Source organism: Roseovarius sp. MMSF_3350 (genome assembly GCF_030733425.1).
Classification (GTDB): domain Bacteria; phylum Pseudomonadota; class Alphaproteobacteria; order Rhodobacterales; family Rhodobacteraceae; genus Roseovarius.
The window spans coordinates 1-18,007 of sequence record NZ_JASHIZ010000012.1 but is presented as its reverse complement, the minus strand read 5'-3'; the positions used below and the strand labels follow the sequence as shown (position 1 = coordinate 18,007).

Here is an 18,007-nt window from a genome sequence, read left to right as displayed (position 1 = left end):
TTGACCTTATCCCGGCACCGGATACACCGCAGAGACGCATAACGTACCCCGAGGTCCCCATCGTGGCAGTTCAGCCCAAGCCGTTTTCCGCCTTCGAGACGATGATCGCGTGGCGCTACCTGCGGGCCAAGCGGGCCGAGGGCGGGGTCAGCGTGATGACGTGGATCAGCCTGATCGGCATCACGCTGGCGGTGTTCGCGCTGATTGCCACGCTGGCTGTGCGGGCCGGCTTTCGGGCCGAGTTCGTGGACACGATCCTGGGGTCGAACGCGCATGTGACGGTCTACAACGCAGGCACGGTGGATCAGCAGACCGGCCGCATCGACCGGCAGATCACGGATTACGAGGCGATGGCCGAGCGGTTGCGGCAGGTCGAGGGCGTCACGCGCGCCGCGCCGTTGATCAAGAACCAGGTTCTGGCTACCGTGGGCGACCGGAATGCGGGCGTCGAGGTGCGGGGGATCACGCTGGAGGACCTCAAGGGCCTGCCACGGATCGCGGACCCGGAAACGGCGCAGGGGAGCATCGAGGATTTCGCGCAGGACGCAGCCGAGACAGGGGTCTTTCCCATCGCTATCGGGTCTGGTGTGGCCAGCACTCTGGGCATCGGCGTGGGCGACAAGATCAGGGTGATCAACCCCACCGGCAATCGCACCGCCTTGGGCACCAGTCCGCGGGTGAACGCTTATGACGTGGTCTATGTCTTCAGCGCGGGTCGGTACGATATCGATCGGGTGCGCGTGTACCTGCCGTTCGAAGAGGCGCAGAGCTTCTTCAACAGCGAGGGCAAGGCGGACGAGATCGAGGTGATGATCGAGGAGCCGGAGCGGGTGAACGACATGGCGCTGGAGCTGCTCAACGCCGCCGGGGAGAATACGCAGATCTGGACCTGGCGGGATTCCAGCAGCGGGTTTCTGCGGGCGCTGGAGGTGGAGGACAACGTGATGTTCATCATCCTGTCGATCCTCGTGCTGATCGCGGCGATGAACATTACCAGTGGCCTGATCATGCTGGTCAAGAACAAGGGGCGGGACATCGGCATCCTGCGCACCATGGGGCTGACCGAAGGGTCGGTGCTGCGCGTGTTCTTCATGTGCGGGGCCTTTATAGGGATCATCGGCACGGTGATGGGCACGGTGCTGGGGTGTCTCTTTGCCATTTATATCGACCAGATCTTTGCCATTCTGGACAGTTTCAGCGATCAGCCGATCTGGACGCCCGACACGCGGGGGATCTATTTCCTGCCCGCCAAGCTGGAGTTCTGGGATGTGATGAGTGCGGTGGGCCTGTCGCTCTTCCTGAGCTTCGTGGTGACGATTTTCCCCGCCCGGCGGGCGGCACGGATGAACCCGGTGGAGGCGCTGCGCTATGAGTGAAGCGATGCTGAGGCTGGCGGGGGTCGAAAAGACCTATAACAAGGGCCGCTCCAACGCGGTGACGGTTTTGTCGGGCGTGGACCTGACGATCGGCGCGGGTGAGATGGTGGCGCTGGTGGCGCCCTCGGGGGCGGGCAAGTCGACGCTGTTGCATATCGCGGGGCTGCTGGACACGGCCGATGCCGGTACGGTCGAGATCGGCGGCGAGGACATGGTGGGCCGCTCGGACCGGCGGCGCACGATCACGCGGCGGCAGGAAGTGGGGTTCGTCTACCAGTTTCATCACCTGTTGCCGGAGTTCACCGCGAAGGAGAACATCGTGCTGCCGCAGCTGGCGGACGGGATCGGCCGCAAGGTGGCCGAGGCGCGGGCGACCGAGTTGCTGACGCAGGTCGGTATTGCCGACCGGGCGGGGCATCGACCGAGCGCGATGTCGGGCGGCGAGCAGCAGCGGGTGGCGTTCTGCCGGGCGCTGGCCAATTCGCCGCGCTTGCTGCTGGCGGACGAGCCGACGGGGAACCTGGACCCAGGCACGTCGGATCAAGTCTTCGCGGCGCTGATGGAGCTGGTGCGGGGCACCGGGCTGGCGGCGCTGATCGCGACGCATAACATGGAGCTGGCGGCGCGGATGGACCGGGTGGTGAAGTTGGAAGCCGGGCGGATCGTGGTGGGGTGAAACCCCACCCTACGCGAGCGAAAACGGGGGGTGCCATGCAGGTGACGTTGGACGAGATCGAGGCGACGGCGAAGGCGGCGCTGGTAATGCATGGTGCCGAGGACTGGATCGCGGCTGAGGTTGCGGCGGCGGTGCGCGAGGCGGAAGGCCTGGGGAACCGGATCTGCGGGCTGTATTACCTTGAAAGCTATTGTCAGCAATTGCAGACCGGCCGGGTGAAGGGCGACGCGGTGCCGGAGGTCAGCAAGCCGCGGCCCGGTGTGGTGGAGGTCGACGCGAAGTTCGGTTTCGCGCAGGCGGCGTTCTCCAGGGCGCTGCCGGAGGCTGTGCGCGCGGCGCGCGAGATGGGCACGATCAGCCTGGCGGTCTGTCATGCGCATACCTGCACCAGTTTGGGGTACTTCACGGCGCAAATCGCGCGGGAAGGGTTCATCGTGCTGGGCATGACCAATGCGACACCGGTGGTGGCGCCGCCGGGAGGAAAATCCCGCGTGATCGGGACCAACCCGATCTCTTTTGCCGTGCCGGATGGCGAGGGCGGCGTGGCGATGCTGTTCGACCAGTCCACCACCACCGTGGCGCTGGGCAAGATCACCATGGCCAAGGCCGCCGGAGCGGCCATCCCAGAAGGCTGGGCCGTCGATGCGGATGGCAGGCCGACGACCGACCCCGAGGCGGCCCTCAAGGGCTCGCTTGTCAGCATGGGGGGCTACAAGGGCTGGGGATTCGGCTTGATGGCGGAGATGCTGGCGGCTGGGATGACGGGCAGCCGGGCGGGTGTGGACCTTGGGCCGCTGAAGGCGCCCGAGGGGGCGCCGCACGACATCGGCGATTTCTACCTGATCATGGACCCTGACGTATCCGGTGGGGCGTTCTTTGACAGGCTCGCCCAAGTCTCGGAGGCCGTGCAGCGGGACGAAGGCGCACGGATGCCGGGACAGGCGCGGGCGGTCAGCGACCCGGCGACGGTCGACCCCGAGGCCTGGGATCTGGCGCGGCGACTGGCGGGGGCGGGTTAACCCGCACAGGTCGTGCGCAACATGTCCAAGGCCGGGGCGCGCTGGTCGTAGGACGCCTCGAAGATGGCGCGGCTTTGCGACGGGGTGCAGTCGGCCAGCCGGATGTTGCGGCCCCGCTTGAGCGCCAGCGTCACGTCGTAGAGGTCGTATTGGTCGAGCCGCGCGAAATCGGCGGCGCTGAAGTGGGCCGGCACCAGATCGGCCGGATCGGGCTCCTCGAAGTCGAGGGCAAGGGCCGGGGTGGCCAGCGCGGCGCAGAGGGCTGTCACGGTTAAAGCTCGGTACATCGGAACCTCCTGTTGTCTGACAGAAAAGATATAGGACGTTCGGGCGGAAACTGAAGAGTGATGTCAGCGCGCTTGAGCGCAGGCTGCGATGGTTGGCGGCACCGCGTGGGCCGGGGGCGGCAGCCGGTCGAATCGCGGATCGCAGGACATGGCGGCGCCGCCGGCCTGTGGGGTGGTGAGCGCCATGACCAGCAGGCCGGCTCCGAGGCGCAGGGCGGGTTTCCAGGAAACGGCTAGAAGCGGCGGCATGGGTCAGCATCCTTTGATCTCGTGTGGGATGCAGATACGTCGGCGCGGCAGGCGGAGGCGTTCAATCATGCCCGAAGCGAGAGTGTCGGGCGACAACGATGACACCGACAGCACGATCCCGGCGCGGATATCGTCTGCGCCGACATGATCCAGATCAAGGCGCGGCTGGCCGGGACGGTGCAGATTGGTCCCGCGATGCCGCTTGAGCCCAACCGGAACAGATGCCGGACTGCGGAACGCGGTATCGTTGCACGCCCGGAGGAGCACATGAGCGCAGTCAGTTCGCAAGGGAGAGGGGCCGGACGCCCGCGGCTGGCGAGGGTGGTTGCAAGTCTGGTCCTTGGCGCGGGGCCGGTTCTGGCAGAAGGGGATGCCGGAGCCGGCGCCGCGCTGTACGCGCGGCACTGTGTCAGTTGCCACGGGGTCGAGGCGGATGGCCACGGCCCGATGCGCGAGGTGCTGCTGGTGCAGCCGTCGGACCTGACGTCGCTGACCGCCCGCCATGGCGGCACCTTTCCGGTGGCGCGCGTGGCACGGCGGATTGACGGGCGCGACCCGCTGGTGTCGCACGGGTCGAGCATGCCGGTCTACGGCGAATTCTTCGACACGACCGCGCAGGTGGCGGTGCGCACCGAGGCAGGTCAGCCGGTGATGATGTCGCAGCCGGTGGCGGACCTCGTGATGTTCCTGCAGTCGATCCAGGCGGAGTAGACGCGGCGGTATTTGATGCGCGGGCGGGGCGGGCTATCTGGTGGCCAAAGGAGTTTTCTCATGACCCGCTTTCTGTCTTTTCTCGTACTGATTTTCCTTTTGGCCCTGCCGGCGCGCGCGGACGATGCGGCGCGGCAGGTGATCTCGGACCAGATGGAGGCGTTTCAACAGGATGATTTCGAAACCGCCTTCACCTATGCCAGCCCGATGATTCAAGGCATCTTCGGCTCGTCCGAACGGTTCGGACAGATGGTGCGCAACGGCTATCCGATGGTCTGGCGCCCTGCGGAGGTCGAGTTCCTGGGCGAGCGGGACGAGGGCGATGCGCTGATGCAGGACGTGCTGATCCGGGGCGCGGACGGGGTCTATTACGAGCTGGAATACGAGATGATCCAGGGCCCCGGCGGCTGGAAGATCAACGGTGTGCAGCTGAAGCGCACCGGCGACGGCGTGGTCTGAGCCGGCCGCGTGGCGTTTGCCGCAAGAAACGGGTCGTGCATGAACAGCCTTCATGTCAGCAAGGGGCATGCAGGTCAGCCCGTCGATATCGTCCGTCTCCGCGTTCATGCTGCTGGCACTTGCCGCTGTCTGGGGCGGGTCCTTTTTCTTTGCGGAAATTGCGCTGACCGAAGTGCCGCCGCTGACCATCACCCTGCACCGGGTGGTCTGGGCCGTCCCGATCCTGTGGGTGGTGGTGCGGACGCTGGGACTGCGCCTGCCGCGTGAGCCGCGGGTCTGGGGCGCGTATCTGGTGATGGGGGCGCTGAACAACGCGATTCCGTTCTCGCTGATCTTCTGGGCGCAAGTGGAGCTTCAGAGCGGCCTGGCCTCGATCCTCAATGGCACGACGGCGGTGTTCGGCGCGGTGGTGGCGGGGGTCTTGTTGCGTGACGAGCCGTTGTTGCCGCGCAAGATCGTGGGCGCCTTGCTGGGGCTGGCGGGGGTGGCTGCGATCATGGGGCCGGACCTGTTGCGCGGCGTGGACCTGCGAAACCTTGCGCAGCTTGCGGTGTTGGGCGCGGCGCTGAGCTATGCGCTGGCCAGCGTCTGGGCCAAGCGGGCGCTGGCGGGGCAGCCGCCGCAGATGAACGCGCTGGGAATGCTGGCGGGGTCGAGCCTGCTGATGCTGCCGGTGGCCCTGTGGGTGGACGGGGTGCCACGGTTCGACTTGCCGGTGCATGTCTGGGCGGCGCTGTTGTCGCTTGCGGCGCTGTCGACGGCGCTGGCCTACCTGTTGTACTTCGCCATCCTGCGGCGCGCGGGGGCGGCGAACCTGATGCTGGTGACGCTGATGATCCCGCCCTTTGCCGCCGGGCTTGGCGCGGCTTTTCTGGACGAGCGGCTGGGAGCGGTGGCCTGGGGCGGCTTCGGCCTGATTGCGCTGGGGCTGTTGGTGACGGACGGACGTGTGCTGCGGCGAGGGTGATCCGGGTGTGCGGCGGACCGCCGGTGCGGGCGATGCATGGTGCCGAGGCTTGAGAAACCGGCGGGTGATGCCCATCTGAAACGCCATGAGTAGGATTACAGGAGGACTGCCCGATGAAATGTCCGGTTGACGGAGAAACGCTGGTGATCACCGACCGCGCCGGTGTCGAGATCGACTATTGCCCACAATGCCGCGGGGTGTGGCTGGACCGTGGCGAACTGGACAAGATCATCGAGCGGACCACCCCCGAGGCGCCCGACGCCCGCGTCTGGCAGGCCGATGGCCGCCCGCAGAAGCGCAAGAAGCGTGGCGGCTTTTTGGAAGATCTGTTCGATTTCTGAAGCTTCGGGGCGCCGCCTTCGGGCGGGATAGGATCAGCAACGATCAGCGACCCGGATTCTGGCCGCTGGTGCATGAGATGTGCTATAGTGGGCCTGCACGCCGTCCGGCGTGCGGGCTCCTTGGTTTTCAAAAGGTGTTTTTCTCCGGTTTTCAGGGCCTTTGACTGCACAGTTATGGGATGAGGGAGACCCCGGATGAACGGACGAGTTCTAGCCGTTGCGATCGCGATGACCTTCGGAACATCGGCGGTCCTTTGGGCGCAGGATGAAATGCGGACGGAGGAAGTCCGCTTTGCCGCTGGCACCAACGGCACGACGATCTCCGACAGGATCACCGGATATGAAACCGTGCTTTACACCCTGGGCGCAGAGGCCGGGCAGCGGATGCAGGTGAGGCTGGAGCCGTCCAACCTGGCCACGTATTTCAACGTTTATGCGCCCGGCAAGGGACCGGGTGACGAAGCGTTGGCCAATGCCGGAATGATGGGCGAGATGGTGCCCGACCTGAACCGGTTTGACGGAGTGCTGCCGGGGTCGGGAGAATACACGATCTCGGTCTACATGATGCGCAGCGCGGCGCGGCGCGCGGAGGTCTCGGATTACGAGCTTTCCATCAGCATCGACGGTGCAACCGGTGACACGGTCCAGAACGATTATGCCGACGGGCTGCAGGGCGGGCCGGATTTCTTGCGCGTGGCGACCTCGGGCGGCGGCGTGCTGAACCTGCGCGCGGCCCCGTCGGGCGGCGCGGTTGTGGTGACGACGCTGGCCAACGGGCAGAACGTTCGCAACCTGGGCTGCCGGATGGAGGAGGCGCGACGCTGGTGCAGGGTGGCGACATTGGCCGACCCGGGGGGCGAGGGCTGGGCCGCCGGCGACTACCTGGTGGAAGGCAGCAATGATCCTGCGGCCGGGACGACCGCAACATCGGCAGACACGCCGGATGCCGCCGGGCAGGCCTGCCTGCGGGCGGTGACCGAAGAGACGGGCAACGCGGAGGTCGTCGTGCTGAGTTCGAGCTTTTCCGAGGCTGGCACAGAGGTGATCGTGGGCGTGGGGTCGGGGCAGGCGCCCTGGCAATGCATCGCCTACAGGGACGGGTCCACAACACGGCCCATGTCGCTGACCGACGAGGGGGCGCTGTAGCGGGAAATCCTGATGTGACAAAGACCTAGCAACTCTGCCGCGCGCGACGTAGGCTCGGGGCAGGAGGGCTGTCGCATGCACAAGATCATCGCGCTTTGGGCGCATCCCCGGTCGATGTCCACGGCGACGGAGCGGATCATGCGCGAGCGCGGCGATCTGGACGTGCTGCACGAGCCGTTCATGTATGACTATTACGTGGGCCAGGGCCGTGATTTTCCCGGCTTCGAGCCGGTGCCGGGGCATCCCACCACCTATGAAGGCATCTGCGACATGCTGCAGGAGCGGGCCGAGGCTGGCCCGGTCTTTTTCAAGGACATGGCGTTCTACGTGGTGCCACGGATGCTCGGGGACCGCGAAATGCTGCGCCGGATCACGCATGTGTTCCTGGTGCGACCGCCGGTGGCGTCGCTTCTGAGCTATCACAAGCTGGACCCGGATTTCACGCGAGAGGAAGTTGGCATAGAGGCGCAATGGCAGCTATACCAGGCGGCGGAGGCCGAAGGGCTGTCGCCCGTGGTGATCGAGGCCGAGGCGGTGCGGGCCGATCCCAAGGGGATCATGCGCGCGCTCTGGGCGCGGATCGGGCTGAACTATACCGAGGCCGCGTTCGACTGGCAGGCGCCGCCCGAGGATTGGGAGCATGTCAGCGCGTGGCACGAGGAGGCCAGCACGTCATCGGGCATTCGCACGGCCGACCCCGAGGAGATGCTGCGAAAGGAGATGGAATTCGAGGCGCTGGTCGAACGGGTGCCGCATCTGCAGGACTACCTGCACCATCACGCCCCCTATTTCCGCAAGCTGTCGGAGCGCGCGCTGCGGGTCTGACACGAAAAAGCCCGCCCCGGTCGGAACCGGCGCGGGCGATGCATCACGCGGGGCGGTCTTTACTGCATCTTCTCGACGATGTTGTTGGCGAATGCGCCGACCATCGCGTTGTAGAATTCCATGCTGCCGGGGGCGAGCAGCATGATGTCCGCGCCGGCCGGAAGCAACACGGCGGCCTGTTCGGCGCTGACGGTCAGGCTGTAGGCCTGGTCGTACTCGTCGCCGGGCCGTTCGATGACCACGTCGCCGGAGATCCTCGAATCGGCCAGATCGGCGACACTCTCGAACGACGAGGCAAGTTCGACCGAGGTGATGTCGATCATGATCTGGGCCCCGTCCTCGCCATCGGCAGCGATCTGGTCGGCCAGTTGTACGGCCAGGGTGCTTTCGAGATCGGCGGGCAGGTTGGCCCAGACACCGGCGGCGGTGGCGTTCTGGATGGAACTCAGGTCTGCCTCGACGGAAATGTCGGAGACGGCGGTTTCGTCGGCGGTCGCGGCGAGCGGCAGGGAAAGCACCGCTGCCAGCGCGGTGGTTCTGAGAAACGATTTCATCATTATACTCCTTTTCTTGGCGAACGCCGGGTGGCCCCATGGCGCACCCCCCGTGGCGGTCGGCGAATGAACCGCGTCCGGGCCGGAAAGGTTCCGATGCGTTTGGGCAATCGGCGGAAACGTGCCATGCTGACGTGGCGCGACGGTTGGAATGAAGGGGTCTGGATGGGGCGGATGGGAGCGATATTGTTCGCGTTGGCAGCGCTCGCGGGCTGTGCCGAGGTGGATTTCGAAGGCGCCCGCGCGGGGCAGTTCGACGGCGCGGTGTCGGTCTATTGGCTGGAGCAGAGCACGTCCGCTTCGGGCAGCGGCGGCCGGTTCGTCTATGTGCCGGTGCCAGGGTTCGAACTGCGCTTCACCCGACCCGAGGGTGAGGTGCCCGCAGTGATCGCGCCGGGTGTGATGTACACCGATGGCGGGTCGATCCCGCGCGTGGCGCAGGCGTTCCGGGGGTTTTCCCCGTGGAGCTATGGCCCGGTCTATATCGTGCATGACTGGTTGTTCGCGGCGCGGCGGTGTGTGGACGACCCAGGCGCGACGCCGGAACAGCTCAAGACCCGCGACATGAGCTTTCAGGAGACAGTGGATATTTTCGTCGAGACGCTGAAGACGCTGGAGCGCGACCGGCGGATCGTGGCGCGCGATTTCAGCCAGGAGACGGTGGCCAGCGCGATCGCGGGGCCGATCTCGCGCAACCTGTGGGCGCGGACGGATGCCTGCCACGAGAACCGGCTGTCGGCGCGGGATCAGGCGGTGGTGAACCGGATCCTGCAGCAGCAGAAGACGCTGAGGACGGCCCGCGTGCCGGGGCAGGAGCAGGTGATCGAGGGTGTGCGGGTGCGGTTGGTGGATACGATCTCGTTTTGAAGACGCTTTGTGCTAGGCTTGGGTCGAGGAGGATGTGCCATGTTGAAGATCGAAGCCGGGGCCACGTGCCAGACCGTTTTGACCACGTTCGAATGCTCGCCCGGAACCTGCGCGGATTTGCTGGAGGCGCTGGAGGCGGCCTATGCGGAGTTCATCTCGAAACAGAAGGGGTTCATCGCCGCCGCGCTGCATGTGAACGACGCCCAGACGCGGATCGCCAATTACTCGCAATGGGAACGGCGGGAGGATTTCCAGGCGATGCTGCGGAGCGAGGAGATGCGGCGGCGGAACCGGGAATTTGCGGCCATGTGCTCGCGGTTCGAGCCGGTGATGTACGAGGTGGCGGGGGTGTTTTGAGGGGCGGCGAACGAAATCTTGAAAAGATTTCGGTCCGCTTTCTTTTCAAGAAAGCGGATCTTTTCCGGTCATCCACCTGATTGGCGCGCGATTGCAAAAAATAATAATCTGACCAGCGTTTTCTGCCACTTGGTAACCACGCCTATCAATTTCACGCAGGAACTTGTCCATTCCAGCGAATCGCTCGATATCCCGCGCTTTGCGCCGGATGACACCGCCTTGCTGTACGGCTTTGGACGCAAACAGGTCGTTCAGCCATATTTCCGGCGACAAAGGCGAGTTTCGATTGTGCATCAAAAGAACAATGCCATAGGCAAGATTATCACAAAGTTAACTTCGCTTCTTCCGCTTCACATTCCCACCCCGTTGCCCCGGTCGGCCCGCCGTCGACCGGCCCTGTGACTTCGTGGCGGCGTCCGACGCGGCCTCGACGGCGGACTGGCGCGCCAGGGGGTCGTCGTGGACGGCGAGGTCGACGGCCTCGAGGCGTTTGACCTCGTCGCGCAGGCGGGCGGCTTCCTCGAATTCCAGGTTCTCGGCCGCCTTGCGCATCTCGGTGCGCAGACCGTCCAGATGGGCCTGAAGGTTGGCGCCGACGAGGGGCTTGTCGACCTTGGCCGTCACGCGGTTCATATCGACGTCGCCCTTGTAGAGACCTTGCAGGATGTCCTCGACATTTTTCCTGATAGTTTCGGGGGTTATGCCGTGTTCTTCATTATAGGCGATCTGCTTTTCGCGGCGGCGGTTGGTCTCGCCTATGGCGCGTTCCATGCTGCCGGTCATGCGGTCGGCATACATGATCACGCGGCCCTCGGCGTTGCGCGCGGCGCGGCCGATGGTCTGGATCAGCGAGGTTTCGGAGCGCAGGAAGCCTTCCTTGTCCGCGTCCAGAATGGCGACGAGGCCGCATTCGGGGATATCGAGCCCCTCGCGCAAGAGGTTGATGCCGATCAGAACGTCGAAGGCACCGAGGCGCAGGTCACGAAGAATCTCAATTCTTTCAATGGTATCGATGTCGGAGTGCATGTAGCGCACGCGGATGCCCTGTTCGTGCAGGTACTCTGTCAGGTCCTCGGCCATGCGCTTGGTCAGCGTGGTCACCAGCGTGCGGTAGCCGGCCTGAGAGACCTTCCGCACTTCGTCGAGCAAATCATCCACCTGCATCTCAACCGGGCGGATTTCGACCTGCGGATCCAGAAGGCCGGTGGGGCGGATGACCTGTTCGGTGAAGACGCCGCCCGTCTGCTCGATCTCCCACTTGGCGGGCGTGGCGGAGACGAAGACCGATTGCGGGCGCATGGCGTCCCATTCCTCGAACTTCAGGGGGCGGTTGTCCATGCAACTGGGCAGGCGGAAGCCGTGCTCAGCCAGGGTGAACTTGCGCCGGTAGTCGCCCTTGTACATGCCGCCGATCTGCGGGACGGAGACGTGGGATTCGTCGGCGAAAACAATGGCATTGTCCGGGATGAACTCGAACAGCGTGGGGGGCGGCTCGCCCGGGGCGCGGCCGGTCAGATAGCGCGAATAGTTCTCGATGCCGTTGCAGACGCCCGTTGCCTCGAGCATTTCGATGTCGAAATTGGTGCGTTGCTCGAGGCGTTGGGCCTCGAGCAGTTTGCCTTCGCCGACGAGTTGGTCGAGGCGGGTGCGCAACTCTTTCTTGATGCCGATGATCGCCTGCTGCATCGTCGGTTTGGGCGTCACGTAGTGCGAATTGGCGTAGACGCGGATCTGGTCGAAAGAATCGGTCTTCTCGCCCGTCAGGGGGTCGAACTCCGTAATGGATTCAAGTTCTTCTCCGAAGAAGCTCAGCCTCCAGGCGCGGTCTTCGAGGTGGGCGGGGAAAATCTCGAGGGAGTCGCCGCGTACGCGGAACGAACCGCGTTGAAAGGCCTGGTCGTTGCGGCGGTATTGCTGGGCGACGAGATCGGCCATGACCGAGCGCTGGTCGTATTCGGACCCCACCTTGAGGTCCTGCGTCATGGCGCCGTAGGTCTCGACCGACCCGATGCCGTAGATGCAGGAGACCGAGGCCACGATGATCACGTCGTCGCGCTCAAGCAGCGCGCGGGTGGCGGAGTGGCGCATCCGGTCGATCTGTTCGTTGATCTGGGATTCCTTCTCGATATAGGTGTCCGAGCGCGGCACGTAGGCCTCGGGCTGGTAGTAGTCGTAATAGCTGACGAAATACTCGACCGCGTTGTTGGGAAAGAAGTTCTTGAACTCGCCGTAGAGCTGGGCCGCGAGGGTCTTGTTCGGGGCGAGGATGATGGCGGGGCGTTGGGTCTGCTCGATCACCGATGCCATGGTGTAGGTCTTGCCGGTGCCGGTGGCGCCCAGCAGAACCTGATCCCGCTCGCCGTCTTTGACACCCGTCGACAGCTCGGCGATGGCGGTGGGCTGGTCGCCTGCGGGCAGGAACTCCGTCACCATTTCGAAGCGCTTGCCACCCTCCAGTTTCTCGCGGGACTTAACGTCCGGCGCGGGGGCGTGCAGCATCGGCGTGGTCTTGTCGGAGTGGGCATAGGGCATGAACGAAGGTCCTTTCGTTAACGCCCCATACTTGATGTGTCGGCAGGGCAGTTCAACCCCACCTGGAACGGTGCCTCAGCTGGCGGGTTCGAAGACGCCACAGGCGATCCGCGAGCCGGCATCTCCCGAGGGCTGCGACTCGTAATCATCGGCGCCCGAATGCACGATGAACGCGGCCCCGTCGTCGTCGGTGAGTTGCTCTGCCGTCAGGCGTTCATTGAAGTGGTTGACCACGAGCCTGCCGTCATCGCCCACTTCGGCATTGGGCAGATCGCCCGGGTGCGGGCCGCCTTCGACAAGGACGCCGTGCTTGGCATCGCCGGCAAGATGCCCGCCGGCGGATTTGAAATCGGACGCCGAACAATCACCGGTCTCGTGGATATGGATGCCGTGGGTTCCGGCCGGGACGCCTTCGAGGTCGACGCTGACGAGCATCACGCCCGAGGCGGTAGGGGTGATCCGCACGGTGCCGGTGATCGCATCATCCTGTCCTTCGACCTGGGCCGTGAAGCCATTGCCCTGATCGGTGTCGGCGAGGGCCGGAGCGGTGGCGAGCGCAGTTGCCGCCATGAAGAAAGTGGTGTGCGCTATGGGGTGAAATCGCATTGTGTCCTCCTAGGTTCACATGGGTTGCAAACGAGTGGCGGCGGTGCGTGGTTCCATCGCGCGGCCGGGCCAATTTGTGGCCTTGCCGCGCGACGTTGATTTTGGGATAACGGGCGCGCATTTCAGGAGGGACGCCATGCCAGCACGTATCTACCAGCCAGCGCGCACCGCGACACAGTCGGGGCAGGCCAAGACCAACACCTGGGTGCTGGAGCATGTCAACGAGACCGGGCGCGACGTGGACCCGCTGATGGGCTGGACCAGTTCATCGGACACCCAGGCGCAGGTCAAGCTGCGGTTCGCCAGCAAGGAGGCCGCGCTGGACTATGCCAAGGAGCACGGGATCGACGTGGTCGTCGCCGAGCCGCACAAGCGCAAGCCCAACATCCGCAAGGGCGGATATGGCGAGAACTTTGCGACCAACCGGCGCGGGGCGTGGACGCACTGAGCACGCATTCGCCGAGCAGGGGTGTCCAAAATAAATCTGTAGTTGTGCGATTCGCGGCCTTGGCCTAGGGTTTTGTCATTCCGGACATAAACAGAAAAACGGCGGAATGGGCAGGAACGAACAGGCAAGGCCGCGCATGGGCGGTCTCTCAGGCGAATCGACTGAATTCGACCGGCAGTTGCTGGCGCTGGGCAAGTTGCATTTCCTTGCGGGCTTCTGCCCGCTCCACCGTCGGTTTCCCGGTGCGGGGCTGGCGCGGATCTTCGTGCCGGCGGTGAACGCGGATTGCGTGCGGTTTTTCGACAATGACGCGGGGCAGGTCTGTGCCGCGGTGATCTGGGCGCGGCTGAGCGACGAGGTCAGCGAGCGGATGCTGTTCGACCAGACGCCGCCGGAGGCCGCCGAGTGGACCGCCGGGCGAAACCTGTGGTTCCTGGATATTCTGGCGCCGTTCGATCACGGACGGATCGTGGCGCGCCATATCGCCCGCGATCCGCCACAGGAGCCTTTCTATTATGCCCGTCTGGGCAAGGCGGGCGCGGCGCGGAAGGTGGTACGCGGCGATTTGCGGGCAGGGGCACGGGACCGCGTGCGCGCCTTCGGCATAGCCGCCGACGGAAAATCGGTGGCCTGATGGGATTTCCGGTGCCGGATACGGGCGAGGTGACCGAGGACGAGGGCGTTGTCGGCGGGTTCCTGACCGCGAGCGGCGATATCGATTTCAGCGGGCTGCTGGGAGATGCGGGGCAGTGGACACCGGCGACGATCAACGGCGCCTATGGCAGCCGGCTGGTCATCGACAGAAACGGCAACTGGACCTACCGCGCCGACAATTCAAACGCGGCGATCCAGGCCCTGGACAGCGGCGAGACCCTTACTGAGGTGTTCACGGTCAACTCCACCCGGGGCAGCTCGACCATAACGATCACCATCAACGGCGCCGACGAGCCGCCCTGTTTCGTGAAAGGGACGCTGATCGACACGCCCCTGGGGCCGCGCCCGGTGGAGGACCTGAGAGCGGGCGACATGGTGCTGACCCGCGATCACGGGCCGCAGGCGCTGACCTGGACGGGGCACCGGGAGATCGACCTTTACGCCGGACCGGAAATGGCCGCGTTCCGGCCGGTGCGGATCTGCAAGGATGCGCTGGCGCCGGGGGTGCCGGAGCGCGATATCCTGGTATCGCCGCAGCACCGACTGCTGATCCGCGATCCGTCGGTGGCGCTGCTGACCGGCGCGGAGGAGGTGCTGTGCCCGGTGCGCCTGCTGGAGAACGGGCAGGGGGTGCGCACGGAGACGGTGCCGCGCGTGTCCTATCATCACCTGCTGTTCGACCATCACCAGGTGGTGCAGTCGAGTGGTTGCGCCAGCGAAAGCTTCTTTCCCGGCGAGCTGGGGCTGAACGGGTTCGGGGACGAGACGCGGCAGGAGGTGCTGGCGCTGTTCCCCGAGCTGCGGAGCCTGCCGACGAGCTATGGCCCGACGGCGCGGCCGGTGCTGAAGCGGCACGAGGCGCGGCTGATGCGCAAGGCGATGCCGGACGTGCCTGAACTCCTGAATGTCTTGCGGGGGCGGGGGGCTGGCAGCCTGCCGCTACCTGTCGGCTGGCCGGGCGAGCCGTGCTTGCGGTGACGGTCGCTTCGGCCTAGAGCTTGTCCGCATGTGGCGTGTCTCGACCTTTCTTCTCTGCCTGATCGCCGCGCCGATGGCGCGGGCGCATCCGCATGTCTTCGTCGATGTGACGCTGACCCTGGAGACCGATGCGGAAGGGCGTGTCGATGCAATCGAGGTGACGTGGCTGTATGACCCGCTGTTCACCATGTTGGTACTGAGTGACCGGGGGCTCGATACCGACGCCGATCTGAGCCTGACGGACGAGGAGAAAACGGTGCTGCTGGGATTCGACCTTCAGGACTGGCCCGAGGGATTTGACGGCGCGCTTTTTGCCACTCACGAGGGCCGGGCGGTAGAGCTTGGTCCGGCAAAGGCGCTGTCGGTGGGGATGCAGGACGGGGCGCTGGTCACGCGGCATCGTCGGCCGGTCGAGGCGGTAGAGATCGGCGCGGGCGACACGCTGCGGCTGCAGCCGTACGACCCCTATTATTACGCGGCGCTGAGCCTTGTGGGAATGGACGGCCTGCCCGACGGCTGCGCGGCGCAGATCATGCCGCCGGACAAGGAGGCCGCCGATGCGCGGGTGGCCGAGATGGGCAATAGCGATGACGAGATGTTCTTTGAAGAGGCGAAGGTGGGTGTCCACTTTGCCTATACCGCCGAGGTGACGTGCGCGGGGTCGTGACGGCACTCGGGCTGGGCGTGGCGGCGCTGGCGGTCTGGCTGTGGGGTTTTGGCGGGGCCGCTGACCTGCAGGCCTGGGCGCTGGAGGGCCAGCGCGAGGTGCAGCAGTCGATGGCGGGCTATCTGCAGAAGTTGCGGGCCGGGGAGGCCGGGGCATTGCTGGGTCTGTGGGGGATCTGTTTTGCCTATGGTTTCTTTCACGCGGCGGGGCCGGGGCACGGCAAGCTGCTGATCGGCGGGTACGGCGTGGGCCGGGCGGTGCCGGTCAAACGGTTGGTAAGCCTTGCGCTGGCATCGAGTCTGGCGCAGGCGGCGGCGGCGGTTTGTCTGGTTTATGCGGGGGTTTACGCGCTGGGGCTGGGGCGCGAGGCGGTGACGGGTCTGGCGGACCGGACGCTGACTGCGGCAAGCTATGGCGCGATCGCGCTGGTGGGGCTGTGGCTGGTGCTTCGCGGCGCGATGAAGCTGTGGCGGGCCAGGGCGCGGAGCCAGGATCACGATCATCATCACCATGCACATGATCACGACGACGGGGTGTGTTCCTCCTGCGGGCACCGGCACGGGCCGAGCGTGCAGGAAGCGGCCAACGTGCATGGCTGGCGCGAGGCGGTGGCGCTGGTCGGTGCGGTGGCGATCCGGCCCTGCACCGGGGCACTGTTCCTGCTGATCCTGACATGGCGATTCGGGATCGATCTGGCGGGCATAGCGGGCGCGTTCATCATGGGGCTGGGTACGGCGAGCGTCACCATGGTGGTGGCCCTGGCGGCTGTCAGCCTGCGGCAAGGCGTGCTGGCGCGGTTGGCCACGGGCGGGGCGGGGGCCAAGGCCCTGCCGGTGATCGAGATTGCCGCCGGTGCGCTGATCGCGGTGGTGTCGCTGCAACTGGTGGCGGCGGTGCCGTAGGGCGCCACTGCGCCATGAGTATTTCGGGCAAGAAAAAGTGGGACGCCGCGCGGCGTTGTGCGGGCCGGGTGAAAGGGGTTTTGCCGGCGCGGGAAACCCTCTAATGGCTTTGCCATGAGCGGGGAGATGACATATCGCGAGCACGGGCGGGCGGCGCTGAAGCTGGGGCTTCCGCTGGTGGGCAGCCACCTGGCGCAGATGGCGATCACGCTCACGGATGCGCTGATGCTTGGCTGGTACTCGGTCGAGGCGCTGGCGGCCGAGGTGCTGGGGGGCACGCTGTTTTTCGTGCTGTTCATTTTCGGGTCGGGCTTTGCCTGGGCGGTGATGCCGCTGGTGGCGGCGGCGCAAGGCGCCGGAGACGAGACGCAGGTGCGGCGGGTGACGCGGATGGGAGGCTGGGCCTCGGTGCTGTTCGCTGCCTGCGCGCTGCCGGTGATGATCTGGTCGGGGCCGCTGTTCCTGGCCACGGGGCAGGAGGCGGGGACCGCGGCACTGGCGGGGGATTATGCCGAGATCGTTGGGTTCGCGTTGTTCCCGGCCCTGCTGGTGATGGTGCTGAAATCGCACCTGGCGGCGCAGGAACGGACGCAGGTGGTGTTGTGGGTCACTGTAGCGGCCGTGGGGCTGAACGTGGTGGTGAATTACGCGCTGATCTTCGGCAACTGGGGCGCGCCCGAGATGGGGGTGCGCGGGGCCGCCGTGGCGTCGCTGGTGGTGACGAGCGCGAGCTTCGTGGCGCTGGCGGTCTATGCCGCGAAGGTGACGCCCGAGCACGCGCTGTTTTCCCGGGTGTGGCGGCCGGATTGGGAAGCGTTCGGGCAGGTGTTTCGCCTGGGATGGCCGATCGGGATCACCAGCCTGGCGGAGGTGGGGCTGTTCGCCGCCTCGACCGTGATGATGGGCTGGCTGGGCACGATCGCGCTGGCCGCGCACGGTATCGCGCTGCAGGTGAGTTCGCTGACCTTCATGGTGCATGTGGGGCTGAGCAACGCCGCCACGATCCGGGCGGGCAACGCGTTCGGGCGCGGGGACGGGCCGGGATTGCGCGACGGCGCGAAGGTGGTGCTGGCGCTGTCGGGCGCCTTTGCGGCGGTGACGGTTGTGCTGTTCCTGGCGCTGCCGGAGCCGATGATCGCGGCGTTCCTGAACCCCGATGAGCCCGATCGGGCGGCGGTGATCGCCGTGGGGGTCGGTTTGTTGGCGGCGGCGGCGCTGTTTCAGCTGGTGGACGCCGCGCAGGTGATGGCGCTGGGGTTGTTGCGGGGCGTGCAGGACACGCGCGTGCCGATGTGGATCGCCGCCGTCAGCTATTGGGTCGTCGGCGTGCCGGTCAGTTACGCCATGGGGTTCTGGCTGGGCTGGGGCGGCGTGGGCATCTGGCTG

The 18,007-nt window shown here is 65.8% G+C and carries 23 protein-coding genes; 17 read left to right on the top strand and 6 right to left on the bottom strand.

From position 1 onward, the window contains the following. The first annotated feature begins 62 nt into the window (after positions 1-62). The 3 genes from RBB31_RS12395 to RBB31_RS12385 are packed head-to-tail and all read left to right on the top strand — an operon-like array spanning position 63 to position 3,071. On the top strand, positions 63-1,376 hold the full coding sequence (locus RBB31_RS12395; RefSeq protein WP_306129616.1) for a lipoprotein-releasing ABC transporter permease subunit: 1,314 nt from the start codon (positions 63-65) through the stop codon (positions 1,374-1,376). Then, a complete protein-coding gene (locus tag RBB31_RS12390; protein ID WP_306129615.1) occupies positions 1,369-2,052 on the top strand; it encodes an ABC transporter ATP-binding protein in 684 nt (227 codons plus the stop codon). Before RBB31_RS12395 ends, RBB31_RS12390 begins: the two co-directional genes overlap by 8 nt. A 35-nt stretch (positions 2,053-2,087) precedes the next feature. Then, the gene (locus RBB31_RS12385; RefSeq protein WP_306129614.1) at positions 2,088-3,071 is read left to right on the top strand and encodes an Ldh family oxidoreductase; all 984 of its coding nucleotides are present in this window, start codon (positions 2,088-2,090) and stop codon (positions 3,069-3,071) included. On the opposite strand, the gene RBB31_RS12380 is transcribed toward RBB31_RS12385, so the two are convergent. Together RBB31_RS12380 and RBB31_RS12375 are read right to left on the bottom strand one after the other, a co-directional pair. Further along, positions 3,068-3,358 (bottom strand): hypothetical protein, encoded by a 291-nt coding sequence (locus RBB31_RS12380; RefSeq protein WP_306129613.1) that lies wholly within the window; start codon positions 3,356-3,358, stop codon positions 3,068-3,070. The genes RBB31_RS12385 and RBB31_RS12380 overlap by 4 nt on opposite strands. A 63-nt stretch (positions 3,359-3,421) precedes the next feature. After that, positions 3,422-3,607, bottom strand: a complete 186-nt coding sequence (locus RBB31_RS12375; RefSeq protein ID WP_306129612.1) for a hypothetical protein — start codon at positions 3,605-3,607, stop codon at positions 3,422-3,424. Positions 3,608-3,874: 267 nt separating this feature from the next. On the opposite strand from RBB31_RS12375, the gene RBB31_RS12370 reads away from it, so the two are divergent. From RBB31_RS12370 to RBB31_RS12345, 6 genes are all read left to right on the top strand, one after another. Continuing rightward, positions 3,875-4,318 (top strand): c-type cytochrome, encoded by a 444-nt coding sequence (locus tag RBB31_RS12370; RefSeq protein ID WP_306129611.1) that lies wholly within the window; start codon positions 3,875-3,877, stop codon positions 4,316-4,318. A 60-nt stretch (positions 4,319-4,378) separates the two neighbouring features. Continuing rightward, complete coding sequence (locus tag RBB31_RS12365; RefSeq protein WP_306129610.1) at positions 4,379-4,777, top strand: DUF4864 domain-containing protein; 399 nt, start codon at positions 4,379-4,381, stop codon at positions 4,775-4,777. 52 nt (positions 4,778-4,829) lie between these two features. Then, positions 4,830-5,744 carry a DMT family transporter gene (locus RBB31_RS12360; RefSeq protein ID WP_306129609.1) on the top strand — a complete coding sequence of 305 codons (915 nt, stop codon included), beginning with the start codon at positions 4,830-4,832 and terminating at the stop codon, positions 5,742-5,744. A 113-nt stretch (positions 5,745-5,857) separates the two neighbouring features. Beyond that, complete coding sequence (locus tag RBB31_RS12355; protein WP_306129608.1) at positions 5,858-6,085, top strand: zf-TFIIB domain-containing protein; 228 nt, start codon at positions 5,858-5,860, stop codon at positions 6,083-6,085. A 195-nt stretch (positions 6,086-6,280) separates the two neighbouring features. Beyond that, positions 6,281-7,231, top strand: a complete 951-nt coding sequence (locus RBB31_RS12350) for an SH3 domain-containing protein (protein ID WP_306129607.1) — start codon at positions 6,281-6,283, stop codon at positions 7,229-7,231. A gap of 75 nt (positions 7,232-7,306) precedes the next feature. Then, positions 7,307-8,056, top strand: a complete 750-nt coding sequence (locus tag RBB31_RS12345; RefSeq protein WP_306129606.1) for a hypothetical protein — start codon at positions 7,307-7,309, stop codon at positions 8,054-8,056. Positions 8,057-8,115: 59 nt separating this feature from the next. On the opposite strand, the gene RBB31_RS12340 is transcribed toward RBB31_RS12345, so the two are convergent. Further along, the gene (locus RBB31_RS12340) at positions 8,116-8,610 is read right to left on the bottom strand and encodes a hypothetical protein (RefSeq protein WP_306129605.1); all 495 of its coding nucleotides are present in this window, start codon (positions 8,608-8,610) and stop codon (positions 8,116-8,118) included. 126 nt (positions 8,611-8,736) lie between these two features. Between RBB31_RS12340 and RBB31_RS12335 the strand changes: the two genes are divergently transcribed. Next, complete coding sequence (locus RBB31_RS12335; RefSeq protein WP_306129604.1) at positions 8,737-9,477, top strand: hypothetical protein; 741 nt, start codon at positions 8,737-8,739, stop codon at positions 9,475-9,477. A 39-nt stretch (positions 9,478-9,516) separates the two neighbouring features. Next, entirely contained in the window at positions 9,517-9,834 is a 318-nt protein-coding gene (locus RBB31_RS12330) for an antibiotic biosynthesis monooxygenase (RefSeq protein WP_306129603.1), read from the top strand. Positions 9,835-9,879: 45 nt separating this feature from the next. Here the strand turns inward: RBB31_RS12330 and RBB31_RS12325 are convergent, their stop codons facing one another. The 3 genes from RBB31_RS12325 to RBB31_RS12315 all read right to left on the bottom strand — a co-directional run bounded on the left by RBB31_RS12325 (position 9,880) and on the right by RBB31_RS12315 (position 12,972). Beyond that, complete coding sequence (locus RBB31_RS12325; RefSeq protein ID WP_306129602.1) at positions 9,880-10,128, bottom strand: aspartate aminotransferase; 249 nt, start codon at positions 10,126-10,128, stop codon at positions 9,880-9,882. Between the two features lie 36 nt (positions 10,129-10,164). After that, a complete protein-coding gene (gene uvrB, locus RBB31_RS12320) occupies positions 10,165-12,366 on the bottom strand; it encodes an excinuclease ABC subunit UvrB (RefSeq protein ID WP_306129601.1) in 2,202 nt (733 codons plus the stop codon). Positions 12,367-12,441: 75 nt separating this feature from the next. Further along, positions 12,442-12,972: a superoxide dismutase family protein gene (locus RBB31_RS12315; protein ID WP_306129600.1), complete on the bottom strand. Its 531-nt coding sequence runs from the start codon at positions 12,970-12,972 to the stop codon at positions 12,442-12,444. Positions 12,973-13,108: 136 nt separating this feature from the next. On the opposite strand from RBB31_RS12315, the gene RBB31_RS12310 reads away from it, so the two are divergent. From RBB31_RS12310 to RBB31_RS12285, 6 genes are all read left to right on the top strand, one after another. After that, on the top strand, positions 13,109-13,420 hold the full coding sequence (locus tag RBB31_RS12310; RefSeq protein ID WP_306129599.1) for an ETC complex I subunit: 312 nt from the start codon (positions 13,109-13,111) through the stop codon (positions 13,418-13,420). A 136-nt stretch (positions 13,421-13,556) separates the two neighbouring features. Further along, positions 13,557-14,054 carry a toxin-activating lysine-acyltransferase gene (locus RBB31_RS12305; RefSeq protein ID WP_306129598.1) on the top strand — a complete coding sequence of 166 codons (498 nt, stop codon included), beginning with the start codon at positions 13,557-13,559 and terminating at the stop codon, positions 14,052-14,054. Continuing rightward, the gene (locus tag RBB31_RS12300) at positions 14,054-15,052 is read left to right on the top strand and encodes a Hint domain-containing protein (protein WP_306129597.1); all 999 of its coding nucleotides are present in this window, start codon (positions 14,054-14,056) and stop codon (positions 15,050-15,052) included. The genes RBB31_RS12305 and RBB31_RS12300 overlap by 1 nt, the downstream gene beginning before the upstream one ends. 28 nt (positions 15,053-15,080) lie before the next feature. Then, positions 15,081-15,719 carry a DUF1007 family protein gene (locus tag RBB31_RS12295; protein WP_306129596.1) on the top strand — a complete coding sequence of 213 codons (639 nt, stop codon included), beginning with the start codon at positions 15,081-15,083 and terminating at the stop codon, positions 15,717-15,719. Continuing rightward, a complete protein-coding gene (locus RBB31_RS12290; RefSeq protein ID WP_371931324.1) occupies positions 15,704-16,621 on the top strand; it encodes a nickel/cobalt transporter in 918 nt (305 codons plus the stop codon). The genes RBB31_RS12295 and RBB31_RS12290 overlap by 16 nt, the downstream gene beginning before the upstream one ends. Positions 16,622-16,735: 114 nt before the next feature. Then, on the top strand, positions 16,736-18,007 hold a 1,272-nt coding region (locus tag RBB31_RS12285; RefSeq protein WP_371931323.1), incomplete at its 3' end, for an MATE family efflux transporter.